The sequence below is a fragment of the Variovorax sp. W2I14 genome, from assembly GCF_050435205.1.
In the GTDB taxonomy this organism is placed as follows: domain Bacteria; phylum Pseudomonadota; class Gammaproteobacteria; order Burkholderiales; family Burkholderiaceae_C; genus Variovorax; species Variovorax paradoxus_C.
In genome coordinates, this window is record NZ_JBNDJX010000001.1 from 156,728 (window position 1) to 170,243 (window position 13,516).

The 13,516-nt window shown below is 66.0% G+C and carries 13 protein-coding genes; 8 read left to right on the top strand and 5 right to left on the bottom strand.

What is annotated here, in order from left to right; all coding sequences use genetic code 11:
• Window positions 1-18: 18 nt before the first annotated feature.
• From QF040_RS00710 to QF040_RS00730, 5 genes are all read right to left on the bottom strand, one after another.
• Window positions 19-1,314, bottom strand: coding sequence for a TRAP transporter large permease (locus tag QF040_RS00710; RefSeq protein WP_013540342.1), 1,296 nt, complete (start codon window positions 1,312-1,314; stop codon window positions 19-21).
• Window positions 1,315-1,322: 8 nt separating this feature from the next.
• Entirely contained in the window at window positions 1,323-1,811 is a 489-nt protein-coding gene (locus QF040_RS00715; RefSeq protein WP_429609278.1) for a TRAP transporter small permease, read from the bottom strand.
• A 143-nt stretch (window positions 1,812-1,954) separates the two neighbouring features.
• Entirely contained in the window at window positions 1,955-2,932 is a 978-nt protein-coding gene (locus QF040_RS00720; RefSeq protein ID WP_429609279.1) for a TRAP transporter substrate-binding protein, read from the bottom strand.
• Between the two features lie 38 nt (window positions 2,933-2,970).
• The gene (locus QF040_RS00725) at window positions 2,971-3,861 is read right to left on the bottom strand and encodes an SMP-30/gluconolactonase/LRE family protein (protein WP_429609280.1); all 891 of its coding nucleotides are present in this window, start codon (window positions 3,859-3,861) and stop codon (window positions 2,971-2,973) included.
• Entirely contained in the window at window positions 3,851-4,678 is an 828-nt protein-coding gene (locus tag QF040_RS00730; protein ID WP_429609282.1) for an NAD-dependent epimerase/dehydratase family protein, read from the bottom strand. The genes QF040_RS00725 and QF040_RS00730 overlap by 11 nt, the downstream gene beginning before the upstream one ends.
• 172 nt (window positions 4,679-4,850) lie before the next feature.
• Here QF040_RS00730 and QF040_RS00735 point away from each other — a divergent pair, with 172 nt between their 5' ends.
• The 8 genes from QF040_RS00735 to QF040_RS00770 all read left to right on the top strand — a co-directional run bounded on the left by QF040_RS00735 (window position 4,851) and on the right by QF040_RS00770 (window position 13,428).
• A complete protein-coding gene (locus QF040_RS00735) occupies window positions 4,851-5,708 on the top strand; it encodes a FadR/GntR family transcriptional regulator (protein ID WP_429614590.1) in 858 nt (285 codons plus the stop codon).
• Between the two features lie 124 nt (window positions 5,709-5,832).
• Window positions 5,833-6,822: a Bug family tripartite tricarboxylate transporter substrate binding protein gene (locus QF040_RS00740; protein WP_429609284.1), complete on the top strand. Its 990-nt coding sequence runs from the start codon at window positions 5,833-5,835 to the stop codon at window positions 6,820-6,822.
• A 53-nt stretch (window positions 6,823-6,875) separates the two neighbouring features.
• A complete protein-coding gene (kdgD, locus tag QF040_RS00745) occupies window positions 6,876-7,787 on the top strand; it encodes a 5-dehydro-4-deoxyglucarate dehydratase (RefSeq protein ID WP_429609285.1) in 912 nt (303 codons plus the stop codon).
• Between the two features lie 63 nt (window positions 7,788-7,850).
• On the top strand, window positions 7,851-8,306 hold the full coding sequence (locus QF040_RS00750; protein WP_429609286.1) for a nuclear transport factor 2 family protein: 456 nt from the start codon (window positions 7,851-7,853) through the stop codon (window positions 8,304-8,306).
• A 12-nt stretch (window positions 8,307-8,318) separates the two neighbouring features.
• Window positions 8,319-9,305, top strand: coding sequence for a Bug family tripartite tricarboxylate transporter substrate binding protein (locus QF040_RS00755; RefSeq protein WP_429609288.1), 987 nt, complete (start codon window positions 8,319-8,321; stop codon window positions 9,303-9,305).
• A 15-nt stretch (window positions 9,306-9,320) separates the two neighbouring features.
• Complete coding sequence (gene gudD, locus QF040_RS00760; protein ID WP_429609290.1) at window positions 9,321-10,679, top strand: glucarate dehydratase; 1,359 nt, start codon at window positions 9,321-9,323, stop codon at window positions 10,677-10,679.
• A 160-nt stretch (window positions 10,680-10,839) separates the two neighbouring features.
• The gene (locus tag QF040_RS00765; RefSeq protein WP_429609292.1) at window positions 10,840-11,937 is read left to right on the top strand and encodes an SMP-30/gluconolactonase/LRE family protein; all 1,098 of its coding nucleotides are present in this window, start codon (window positions 10,840-10,842) and stop codon (window positions 11,935-11,937) included.
• Between the two features lie 54 nt (window positions 11,938-11,991).
• A complete protein-coding gene (locus QF040_RS00770) occupies window positions 11,992-13,428 on the top strand; it encodes an aldehyde dehydrogenase family protein (RefSeq protein WP_429609295.1) in 1,437 nt (478 codons plus the stop codon).
• Window positions 13,429-13,516 lie beyond the last annotated feature (88 nt).

Sequence of the window (13,516 nt, forward strand, 5' to 3'; positions counted from 1 at the left end):
GTGGGGCCCTTTCTTTTCTTACTTCACCACCATGAAGAGGCCGGGCAGCCAGGTGGAGAACGCGGGGACAAAAGTGACCACGCCGAGGGCGAAGATCAGCGCGCCGTAGAACGGCCAGATGGTCTTCATCACCGTCCCCACCGACACACCGCCGATCGCGCAACCGACGAACTGCGTCGTGCCCACCGGCGGCGTGTTCAGGCCGAGCGCGCAGTTGATCAGCATCACGACGCCGAACTGCACCGACGTCATGCCGTAGTGCTGGGCGATCGGCAGGAAGATCGGCGTGCACAGCAGGATCGTCGCGGCCATGTCCAGGAAGGTGCCCAGCACGAACAGAATGATGTTGATGAGCAGGAAGATCATCCACGGCGTGGTCGTGATCTGCGAGAGCATCTGGCCCGTGAGCTCGGCCACGCCGTACAGGCTGATGAGGTAGCCGAAGGTGCTCGAGATGCCGATCAGCAGCAGGATCACGCCGGTGGTGCGCACCGCTTTCGATGCCGCCTTGATGAAGTGCTCCCACTTCAGCGTGCGGTACACGAAGATCGTGAGGCCCAGCGCATAGAGCACCGCGACCGCCGCCGATTCGGTCGCCGTGAAGATGCCCGACAAGATGCCGCCGAGGATCAGCACCACGATGAAGAGGCCCGGCAGCGCCGCTGCGAACGAACGCGCCACGATGGCCCAGCCCGGGAAGCTGCCGGCGGGATAGCCGCGCTTGACCGCCACCAGGTAGGCGGCCGCGAGGTTGCTGATGGTGAGCACGGCCGCCGGCAGCAGCGCCGCCAGGATCAGCGCCGCGATCGACACCTTGCCGCCCGCCGCGAGCGAATAGATGATCAGGTTGTGGCTGGTCGGCATCAGCGCGCCGACGAGCGCCGCGTGGGTCGTCACGTTGACCGCGTAGTCGGCGTGATAGCCCTCCTTCTTCATCATCGGGATCATCACGGCGCCCATGGCCGAGACGTCCGCCACGGGCGAACCCGAGACGCCGCCGAACAGCGTGCAGGCCACCACGTTCGACATGCCGAGGCCGCCGCGCACGTGGCCCACGAGGTTGCGCGCGAAGTTGACGATGCGGTCCGCGATGCCGCCATAGAGCATCAGCTCGCCGGCAAAGATGAAGAACGGAATCGCAAGGAACGAGAAGATGCCCATGCCCGAGGTCATCTGCTGGAAGCCCACCGCGAGCGGCAGGCCTTCATACAGCAGCGTGGCCAGGGCCGAGAGGCCGATGGAGAAAGCAACCGGCACGCCCAGCAGCAGGAAGACCGTGAACGAGAGGCAAAGAATGAGGAGAGGGATCGTCATGATTCGGTTCAGCCCCAGGCGGGTTCTACTTCGCGGCCCTGGGCCAAAGCGATGATGTGTTCGATGGAGAACATCACGATGAGCACGCCGGCAATTGACGCGGGCACGTATTTCCAGCCTTCCGAAATCCACAACGTGGGCAGTCGGTAGTCCCACACCGATTCGGCGAGCGAGGCGCAATTCCAGGCCATGGCCAGTCCGAAGACGAGGATGAGCGCGTGGATCAGGTATTCCATCTTCAGGCGCAGCCAGTCGGGCGCGAGCACCAGGAACGATTCGAGGCCGATGTGGCCCGCGTCGCGCACGCCGACGGCCACGCCGAACATCGTGACGTAGATCACCAGCAGCAGCGCGAGACTTTCAGCCCAGGTCGGGGTGTTGTTGAGCACATAGCGGCCGAACACCTGCCAGCTCACCGCGCAGATCACCGCGACGAGACCGAGGATGCCCAACCACATGCAGGCACGGGCGAGGGTGCGGCAAAGTTTGGTGTACATGTGAGTTCTTCTTTGTCTTTCTCCCTCCCCTTCCGGGGGGGGGCGGGGGTGGGGGCAAGCGGCGTCTCGATGCCAGCGCTGTCATGCCCCCATCCCGGCCTTCCCCCAGCGGGGGAAGGAGCCAATTCAACCGACTGACTTGCTTACTTCGTGTCCTGCACGCGCTTGACCAGGTCCTTCAGCTTCGCGTCGGTGATGAACTTGTCGTACACCGGCTTCATCGCGGCCTGGAACGGGGCCTTGTCGACTTCGATGATCTCGGCGCCGCCGGCCTTCACCGTGGCGAGCGACTTGATCTCGCGCTCTTCCCATTGCTTCCGCATATAGGGCACCGACTCCTTGGCGGCCTGGCGGATCCAGCCTTGCTCTTCGGCGGAGAGCTTGTCCCACACGCGCTTGGAGAACAGCAGCATCTCGGGCGCCATCGAGTGCTCGGTCTTGCTGTAGTACTTGGCCACTTCGAAGGCGCGGGCGCTTTCATAGGTGGGGTAGTTGTTCTCGGCGGCGTCGATCAGGCCGGTCTTCAGGCCCGTGTAGACCTCGCCCATGGGCATCGGGGTGGCGTTGGCGCCCATGGCTTCGAGCATCGACACCCACAGGTCCGACTGCTGCACGCGGACCTTCAGGCCCTTCATGTCGGCAAAGCTGCGCACCGGCTTCTTGGCGGTGAACATCGAGCGCGCGCCGCTGTCGTAGTAGGCGAGGCCAACGAAGCCCTGCTTCTCGCACGACTTCAGGATTTCCTCGCCGATGGGGCCGTCCAGCACCTTGTGCAGGTGATCGACCGAGCGGAACAGGAAGGGCATGGTCGGCACCTGCGTCTCGGCGCAGATGTTGTTCATCGGGGCGATGTTCACGCGCACCATCTGCAGCGCGCCGATCTTGGTCTGCTCGATGGTGTCCTTCTCGCTGCCGAGCGAGCTGTTGTTGAACACCTTGATGGTGTGCTTGCCGCCCGACAGCGCCTTCAGGCGCTCGCTCATGAACTTCACCGCGGTCACGGTGGGGTAGTCGTCGGGATGGATGTCGGCCGAGCGGAATTCGGTGGCGTGTGCAGCCAGTGTGGTCAGCGCGGCTGCGGCGCACGCGGAAATTGCGATCAGGGTCTTGGTGAATTTCATTTGTCTCATCCTCTTGCTTGGTGGTTGTCAAAAAAAGGTCAAGCGCCGAAGGCCGGCTCGGGAACGCCTTGCACGCCGGGCCGGAGGGCAAACACGCCGCCGGCCAATGGCTGGTCGGCCAAGTCGATGCCACCGGGGCGGATCGAGGTGACGAAGAGCGTGTCGAGCGCCGGGCCGCCGAAGGCGCACATCGCGGGCTTCTTCACCGGCACTTCGAGCGAACGGTCGAGCCGGCCATCGGGCGTGAAGCGGTGCACGAGGCCGGCGTCGTTGCCGCAGATCCAGTAGCAGCCGTCCACGTCGATGGCTGCGCCATCGGGGCGGCCGGGCAGGGGCTTCATGTCGACGAAGAGGCGGCGGTTGCTCGGCGTGCCTGTGTCGGTGTCGTAGTCGAAGACCCAGATCGCCTGCACGCTCGGGTGCGAGTCCGAGAGGTACATCGTGCGGCCATCGGGGCTGAAGGCGAGGCCGTTGGGCACGATGAGGTCGTCCAGCTGCAGGGTGGCGGTGTCGATGCCTTTGCCATAGTTGTACAGGCGGCCGACGCGTGCGCCAGCGGCCATGTCCAACAGCATCGTGCCGGCCCAGAAGCGGCCCTGGCGGTCGCAGCGGCCGTCGTTGAAGCGCATGGCCGGTGCGGCGTGCGCGACAGGCGCGAGCGATGTCGTGGCGAGTGTCCCGTCGGCCTGCGGCTGCAGCGAGAACAGGCCGCTTTCCATGCCGGCGATCCACGCACCGGGCGCATCGGCGCGTGGCGCGATGCAGGCGATCATTTCATTCGCATGCCACTGCGCGTGGCCCTCGCTCGCATGCCAGCGGTTCAGTGCGCGCGCGGGGATGTCCACCCAGTAGAGCGCCTGCTCCGCGGCATGCCACACCGGGCTTTCACCGGTGCCGTTGCGCGCATCGAGAACGAGCTCAGCCTTCATCGCCGAACGGGCCTTGCGCGGTGAAGGCGCCGCCCTGGTAGATGGAGTTCGGATCGGTCGGCGCGACCGGCGGTTGCGCCTCGACCTTGTCGCGGAAGACCTCGGAGCTGTCTTGCGGCACGAAGCCCAGGTGCGCGGCGGCGCTGTTGTCCCACCACACGTCGCGGTTGGCAGACATGCCGTAGACGACTGTGTGCTTCACATCGGGCGTGAAGAGCGACTTCTCGATCAGCGTCGTCAGGTCGCGGTAGCTGAGCCAGGTGCTCATCATCCGGCGGTTGAGCGGCTCGGGGAACGACGAGCCGATGCGGATGCTCACCGTCTCGATGCCCCAGCGGTCGAAGTAGAACTGCGCCATGTCCTCGCCGAAGGATTTCGACAGGCCGTAGTAGCCGTCGGGGCGGCGCGCCGCATGCGCATCGATGTGCTCGCTCTGCTTGTAGAAGCCGATCACGTGATTGGAGCTCGCGAACACCACGCGCTTGACGCCGTGGCGGCGCGCGGCTTCGTAGACGTTGAAGATGCCCTTGATGTTGGCTTCGAGGATTTCCTCGAACGGCCGCTCGACCGACACGCCGCCCAGGTGCACGATCGCGTCGCAGCCTTCCAGCAGCGCATGCACCGCGGCCTTGTCCGAGAGATCGCAGGGCACGACTTCTTCGCTCGCATCGGCAGCAGCGGCCAGCGATGCGATGTCCGAGAGGCGAAGCACCTTCGCGTAAGGCTTGAGCCGCTCGCGCAGCACCTTGCCGAGGCCGCCGGCGGCGCCCGTCAGCAGCAGCCGATCGAGCTTGTTGTTGGAAGCTTGTTGGGACATCGACGTTTTTTCGGGTGTGATGAAGGGGTGAAGCGGTGGAATGCTTTCGCCGGAGCCGCCGTTACGATGCCGGGGCAGTCAGGTCGCAATACGTCACGAAACGGCCGTCAGAGCAGTCCAGGTGATGAGTTATCTGTTGTCGTACAACTAATTGGAGATTATTATCGTGGCCATGGTCCAGACGACTGCGGGTAATCCCTTGGTAACCGATGCGGCGACGGAAGTCGCCGGTGGCGCCCCCTTCGTGGGGCGGCCGCGCCAGCGTGCCCGCGGTCTGGCGCACGGGCTGGTGGAAGACCTGGGCGAGAAAATCCGCAGCCAGTCGCTGCGCCCGGGCGACAAGCTCCCGACCGAGTCGGCCATCATGCAGGCCTACGGTGTCAGCCGCACCGTGGTGCGCGAGGCGCTCTCCAAATTGCAGGCGGGCGGGCTGGTCGAAACGCTGCACGGCGTCGGCACTTTCGTTCTGCAGCCGCGGCCGGGTGGGGTGTTTCGTCTCGATCCGGGCGAAATTGCCGCTTCGGTCGACGTGCTGGCCGTGCTGGAGCTGCGCATCAGCCTCGAGACGGAATCCGCCGGGCTCGCCGCGAGCCGGCGCACCGAGGAGCAACTGGTCGCCATGCGCCAGGCGCTCGACGATTTCGAACACAACGTGACGATCGCCGGCGACACCGTCGCGCCCGATTTCCGCTTTCACCTGCAGATCGCGCAGTCGACCGGCAACCCGTATTTCGCCGACATCATGCGGCACCTGGGCACCACGATCATCCCGCGCACGCGCATCAGCGCCATCCGCATCCAGGATGGCGGCGCGTACCTGAGCCGCGTCAATCGCGAGCACGAAGAAATCTATGCGGCCATCGCGCGCCGCGATCCCGAGTCGGCCCGCGCCGCCATGCGCATTCATTTGACCAACAGCCGCGAGCGCCTGCGCATGGCGCAAGAGGCCGCGCAGCAGCAGAAGGCGAAAGCCGAAGGTGCGGGCGCGGCAGGCAAGGGCGTCGGCGACGCCGCTTCGTCCGACAACTAACCCCTTCGCTGAATTTTTTGGGTCCGAGTCTGGACAACTTGTTTTTGTAGTTGTACGATGACTGATCTCACGCTCTGATCTCGGGCGAAGCCATGGCACACATCGAACAACTGGAGGCATCCGCATGACCATCAATCGACGCGGCGCACTGGGCGCCGCCCTCGCCACGACCCTGGCCGCCAGCCTGCCGGCGCGCACCTTTGCGCAGAGCGGCGGCGGCAACTGGCCTTCCAAGCCGATCCGGCTCATCGTTCCGTATCCGCCGGGCGGCTCGTCCGACATCATTGCGCGCTCGATCAGCCAGCCGCTCTCGGACGCGCTGGGCCAGCCCGTGGTGATCGAGAACCGCGCGGGCGCCAACGGCAACCTGGGTGCCGACATGCTCGCCAAGGCCCCGGCCGACGGCCACACGCTCATGTTGTGCGACCTCGGCGCGCTGGCCATCAGCCCGTCGCTGTACCCCAAGCTTCCGTTCGACCCGACCAAGGACCTGCGCAGCGTGGCCATGCTGGCCTACTCGCCGCACCTTTTGGTGGTGCATCCCTCGGTGCAGGCCAATACGCTGAAGGAACTGGTCGAACTGTCGAAGAAGAGCGATTTCAACTTCGCCGTGACCGCCAGCGGCAGCACCGCGCACCTGGCAGGCGTCGAGCTGCAGCGCAAGAGCGGCGCCAAGTGGGAATACGTGCCCTACAAGGGTGGCGTGCAGGCCGTGCTCGACACCGTCGCCGGCCAGACGCAGGTGCTGATGAACGGCATGCTCGCCACCTACCCGCATGTGCAGAGCGGCAAGCTCAAGCTGATCGCGGTGTCCAAGCCCACCCGCATGCCGTTGATCGGCAACGTGCCGACCATCTCGGAGCAGGGCGTGCCCGGCTACGAGTCGGGCACCTGGCAGGGTGTGGTCGCCGCGCGCGGCACGCCCGATGCGGTGGTCGCCCGGTTCAACAAGGAACTGGTCCGCATCATCCGCACCCCCGACATCCGTGCCCGCCTGGCAGGGCAGGGCGCCGAGGTGGTCACCATGACCGCCGCCGAGCAGGACCAGTTCTTCGCCAAGGAGCGCGCGCGCTGGGCGCAAGTCATCAAGGAAGCCAACGTCAAGCTCGACTGACCGGCCATCCACTCTCTCTTTTCCTCATCCCAATCTTCACTGGACTCTTCCCGATGAACCCGCAAGAACTCAAGACCATCATGGGCTCCGGCCTGCTCTCGTTCCCGTTGACCGACTTCGACAGCAACGGCGACTTCAACAAGAAGGGCTACGTCGAGCGCCTCGAATGGCTGGCGCCGTACGGTGCCAGCGCGCTGTTCGCTGCGGGCGGCACGGGCGAGTTCTTCTCGCTGACCGGCGACGAGTACCCCGGCATCATCCAGACGGCCGTCGACACCTGCCGCGGCGTGGTGCCGATCATTGCCGGCGCCGGCGGCCCGACGCGCTTTGCCATCCAGTGCGCGCAAGCCGCCGAGAAGGCCGGCGCGCACGGCATCCTGCTGCTGCCGCACTATCTCACCGAAGCCGGCCAGGAAGGCCTGGCCGCGCACGTCGAGGCCGTGTGCAAGAGCGTGAAGTTCGGCGTGATCGTCTACAACCGCGCGTCGAGCCGCCTGAAGCCCGACACGCTCGCGGGCCTGGCCGAACGCAACCCGAACCTCGTCGGCTTCAAGGACGGCGTGGGGGACATCGAGGCGATGGTCGCGATCTACCAGAAGATGGGCGACCGCTTCGCGTACCTCGGCGGCCTGCCGACCGCCGAGGTCTATGCCGCGGCCTACAAGGCCATGGGCACGCCGGTGTACTCGTCGGCCGTCTTCAACTTCATCCCCAAGACGGCGATGGACTTCTATCACGCGGTCGCCAACGACGACCTTCCCACGCAGCACCGCCTGCTGAAGAACTTCTTCATGCCCTACCTCGAGCTGCGCAACCGCACGCCGGGCTACGCAGTGAGCATCGTCAAGGCCGGCGCCAAGATCGTCGGCCACGACGCGGGCCCGGTGCGCGCGCCGCTCACCGACCTGAAGCCGGGCGAGATGGAAGAGCTGAAGGCGCTGATCGCCACGCTCGGCCCGCAGTAAGAAGCCTCGGAAGTTTCGCTTTGCCGTCGACGACACCAATTCACAACAACAGGAGATAACGACATGCTCATCAAGAAACTCTTCCTCATCGCCGCTTCGGCCGTCGTGTTCACCGGCTGCGCCATGATGCCCGCGGGCGGTAGCGCGTCGGACCAGGCGTCGGTGGCCGCGGCCGCCGAGCGCCTGCGCATCGCCATGGTCGACCCGACCGCCGCCGCGCTCGGCGCGCTGGTGGCCGACGACCTGAGCTACGGCCACTCGGGCGGCAAGGTCGACACCAAGGCCAGCTTCATCAGCGACCTCCTCGACGGCAAATCGGACTTCGTGACCATCACGATCACCGAGCAGACCATCAAGGTGGTCGATGCCAACACGGCCATCGTGCGCCACTCGCTCGCGGCCGACACCAACGATTCGGGCAAGCCCGGCAAGGTCGCGCTGAAGATCCTCGGTGTCTGGCAGAAGCAGGGCGGCAACTGGAAGCTGCTCGCGCGCCAGGCTGTTCGCCTTCCTTCCTGATCGGAAGCACGGATGCAGAGACGAGCGCTTCTTGTGGCGGGCCTCGTGCTCGCCGCCACCGCGATGCTGCCCCTGCATGCCTCGGCGCAAGCCGACGCATGGCCGCAGCAGAAACCCGTGACCATCATCGTGCCGTTCCCCGCCGGCGGCTCCACCGACATGGTGGCGCGTGCACTGGCGCTGCAACTGCAGACCAGGCTCGGCGGCAGCTTCGTCGTCGACAACCGCCCGGGCGCCACGGGCACCATCGGCACGGGCTTCGTCAAGCGCGCACTGCCTGACGGCTACACGCTGCTGGTGTCGTCGCTCGGCGCCTTCGTCGTCACGCCGCACCTGCAGAAGAGCGTTCCCTACGACGCGACCAAAGACTTCGACTACATCAGCGTGCCGGTCCAGGCGCCCAACGTGCTCGTCGCGAATGTCGCGCGGCCCGAGCACACTGTGGCCGACGTGCTCGCGCTCCTGCGCAAGACGCCGGGCAAGGTCTCGTTCGCGAGCTCGGGCAACGGCTCGTCCGATCACCTGTCGGCCGAACTCTTCTGGCAGCAGACCAAGACCGAAGGCGTGCACGTGCCCTACAAGGGCGGCGCGCCGGCGGTGAACGACCTCTTGGGCAACCAGGTCGACTTCTCGTTCCAGAACGTGAATGCCGTGCTGCCTCACATCCGCGCGGGCAAGCTGCGCGCGATTGCCGTCACCGGCGACAAGCGCTCGCCCGTTCTGCCTGACGTGCCCACGCTGGCCGAGGCCGGCGTGAAGGGCGCGGAGGTCTATTCGTGGCAGGGCATGGCCGCGCCGAAGGGCCTGCCGCCTGCGCTCAAGAAAAAGCTGAGCGATGCGGTCATCGCCGCGATGCAGGACCCCGAGACGAAGAAGCGCATGCTCGACCAGGGCCTCGAAATCGTCGCGAGCACGCCCGAAGACTTCACCGCCTTCCAGTTGCGCGAATGGGCGCGATGGAAGACGCTCATCGATACCCGCCACATCACCGCCGACTGAGGCTCCAGCCCGAAGATGACAAGTCCTGAATCCGTTTCCAAAGTCGTGTCGGGCGCGCCCGTCGTCACCGGCATGCGCGTGGTGCCCGTCGCGGGCCACGACAGCATGCTGATGAACCTGAGCGGCGCGCACGGCCCGTTCTTCACGCGCAACCTGCTGATCCTCACCGACAGCGCCGGGCACACCGGCGTGGGCGAAGTGCCGGGCGGCGAGAAGATCCGCCAGACGCTCGAAGACGCGCGCGATCTCATCGTCGGCCAGCCCATCGGCCGCCACAACGCGGTGCTCAACAGCTTGCGCAGCGCCTTCGCCGGTCGCGACAGCGGCGGCCGCGGCCAGCAGACCTTCGACCTGCGCGTGACCATCCATGCGGTCACCGCCGTCGAGGCCGCGCTGCTCGACCTGCTCGGCCAGTTCCTCGAAGTGCCCGTTGCGGCCCTGCTCGGCGAAGGCCAGCAGCGTGACGCGGTGCAGATGCTCGGCTATCTCTTCTACGTGGGCGACCGCACGAAGACCGACCTGGCGTACGAGACCGATCCGGGCGCGGACAACGACTGGTTCCGTCTTCGCCATGAAGAGGCGATGACGCCCGAATCCATCGTGCGCCTGGCCGAAGCCACGCACGCGCGCTACGGCTTCACCGACTTCAAGCTGAAGGGCGGCGTGCTGCGCGGCGAGGAAGAAGTCGAAGCGATCCGCGCGCTGCACGAGCGCTTTCCGAAGGCGCGCGTCACGCTCGACCCGAACGGTGGCTGGCTGCTGGCCGACGCGATCCGCCTGTGCCGTGACCTGCACGGCGTGATGGCCTATGCCGAAGACCCGTGCGGCGCCGAAGGCGTGTTCTCGGGCCGCGAAGTGATGGCCGAGTTCCGCCGCGCCACCGGCTTGCCGACGGCGACCAACATGGTCGCCACCGACTGGCGCGAGATGGTGCACAGCCTCTCGCTGCAGTCGGTCGACATTCCGCTGGCCGATCCGCACTTCTGGACCATGCAGGGCTCGGTGCGCGTGGCGCAGCTGTGCCAGGCCTGGGGCCTCACATGGGGCTCGCATTCGAACAACCACTTCGACGTGTCGCTCGCGATGTTCACGCACGTGGCCGCTGCCGCACCCGGCAAGGTGACGGCCATCGACACGCACTGGATCTGGCAGGACGGCCAGCGCCTGACGAAGGCGCCGCTGCAGATCGAAGAGGGCTTCGTGAAGGTGCCGACGCGCGGTGGCCTCGGCATCGAACTCGACATGGCCGAAGTCGAGAAGGCGCACCAGCTCTACCTGAAGCACGGCCTGGGCGCGCGCAACGACGCGCAGGCGATGCAGTACCTGATTCCCGGCTGGACCTTCGACAACAAGCGGCCCTGCATGGTCCGCTGAAACGGATTCACGACAACCGTTCGGGCTGAGCCTGTCGAAGCCTCGCGCGGCGCTTCGACAAGCTCAGCGTGAACGGATGTGGCCCAGCGTGAACGGATGTGGCCCAGCGTGAACGGATGCGACCCCGCGCCGCAAGCACAGACATCGTCAAGGAGACTGCATGAACAACCACATGGATCGCCGCCGCCTGCTCCAGGCGGCCGCCGGCTCGGCACTCGGCGCGGTGGCTGCCGCCGCGGGCGCCCAATCGTTTCCCTACAAGCCGCAGCAGCGCTACCCCGACCCGGCAGTGCTGATCCTCGACCCGAGCTTCGCCAAGTACCGCCTCTACAGCAGCACGCTCGAGCAGGTCGGCACGGGCATGCGCTGGGCCGAAGGTCCTGTGTACATGCCGCGCGAAGGCTGGCTGATCTGCAGCGACATCCCGAACAACCGGCTGATGCGCTACGAGGAAAAGACCGGCGAGTTCAAGGTCCACAAGTCGAACGTCAATCACTGCAACGGCAATACGCGCGACCGCCAGGGACGCCTGATCAGTTGCGAGCATTCGCTGACGCGGCGCGTGGTGCGCACCGAGCACGACGGACGCATGACCGTGCTGGCCGACCGCTTCCAGGGCAAGCGGCTGAATGCGCCGAACGACGTGGTGGTGAAGTCGGACGACACCGTGTGGTTCACCGATCCGCTCTTCGGCATCTCGGGCACCTGGGAAGGCGACCGGGCCACGCCCGAGCAGGCGACGACCAACGTGTACCGGCTCACGCCCGACGGCCAGCTCTCGGCGGTGATCACCGACCTGGTGAACCCGAACGGCCTGGCCTTCTCGCCGGACGAGAAAAAGCTCTACGTCATCGAATGGAAGGGCACGCCCAACCGCAGCCTCTGGAGCTACGACGTGGCGGCCGACGGCAGCGTGTCGAACAAGGCCAAGCTGATCGACGGCGTGGGCGCGGCCGCGCTCGACGGTTTTCGTGTCGACCGCGACGGCAATATCTGGATGGGCTGGGGCTGGAACGGCGCGTTGGCGTCCGAGCCCACCGATGCCGGCAACGGCATGAAGGTCTATCAGCCGCTTGCGAAGTCCGAAGACCTCGATGGCGTCAAGATCTTCAATTCGCGAGGCTTGCCCATCGGTTTCATCCGCCTGCCCGAACGCTGCGCTAACCTCACGTTCGGTGGCCCGAAGAACAATCGCCTCTACATGGCGGCCAGCCATTCGCTGTACGCCCTCTACGTGGAGTCCGAAGGCGCCACCTAGCCGCCGGACTTCAGAAAAACCATCACCGCAACAGACAAACAAAGGACATCGACGATGACTGAATTCAACAACCTCATCAATGGCGAATGGCTGGCTGGCAAGAGCTACAGCCCCAACGTCAACCCCAGCAACCTGGCCGACGTGCTGGGCCAGTACACGCAGGGCGATGCGGCGCATGTCGATGCCGCCGTGGCAGCCGCCACCGCCGCCTTCCCCGCATGGGCCACGGGCAGCATCCAGGCACGCTCGGACGCGCTCGACAAGATCGGCACCGAAATCCTCGCGCGCAAGGAAGAGCTCGGCACGCTGCTCGCGCGCGAAGAGGGCAAGACCAAGGCCGAAGGCATCGGCGAGGCCACGCGCGCGGGCCAGATCTTCAAGTTCTTCGCGGGCGAGTGCCTGCGCCTCTCGGGCGAGCTGCTGCCTTCGGTGCGCCCGAACATCGGCGTGGAAATCACCCGCGAGCCGGTCGGCGTGGTCGGCCTCATCACGCCGTGGAACTTTCCCATTGCCATTCCCGCCTGGAAGATCGCGCCCGCGCTGGCCTTCGGCAACTGCGTGGTGCTGAAGCCCGCGGACCTCGTGCCGGGCAGCGCCTGGGCCCTGTCTGAAATCATCAGCCGCTCGGGCATTCCGGCGGGCGTGTTCAACCTCGTGATGGGCCGCGGCAGCGTGATCGGCGAGGCGCTCGTCAGCCACCCCGGAATCCATGCGATCAGCTTCACCGGCTCGGTGGGCGTGGGCCGCAACATCGCGATCCAGTGCGTCACCAACCACAAGAAGGTGCAGCTCGAGATGGGCGGCAAGAACCCGCAAATCGTCCTCGACGACGCCGACCTCGCACAGGCGGTGGAGCTCAGCGTGCAGAGCGCGTTCTACTCGACCGGCCAGCGCTGCACCGCATCGAGCCGCCTCATCGTGACCGAAGGCATCTACCCGAAGTTCATCGAGGCGATGAAGGCGCGCATGGCCAAGATCAAGGTCGGCGACGCGCTCGCGCAGGGCACCGACGTGGGCCCGGTCTCCTCGAAGTCGCAGCTCAACCAGGACATGGAATACATCGCCATCGGCAAGGGCGAAGGCGCCACGCTGGCAGCCGGCGGCGAACTCTTGAAGCTGGAGACCGACGGCTACTACATGTCGCCCGCGCTCTTCAGCGAATCGGCCGCGACGATGCGCATCAACAAGGAAGAAATCTTCGGCCCGGTCGCAAGCGTGATCCGCGTGAAGAACTACGAAGAAGCGCTGGCCACGGCCAACGACACCGAGTTCGGCCTCTCGGCAGGCATCGCGACCACGTCGCTCAAGTACGCGACACACTTCAAGCGCCACAGCCAGGCCGGCATGGTGATGGTCAACCTGCCGACGGCTGGTGTGGACTATCACGTGCCGTTCGGCGGCCGCAAGGGTTCGAGCTACGGCCCGCGCGAGCAGGGCAAGTACGCGCAGGAGTTCTTCACCACGGTGAAGACGGCGTACACGCTGGCCTGATCCGCAAAACCGTTCGGGCTGAGCCTGTCGAAGCCTCGCGCGGCGCTTCGGCAGGCTCAGCGTGAACGGCTAGGGGCGGCGCGACTGC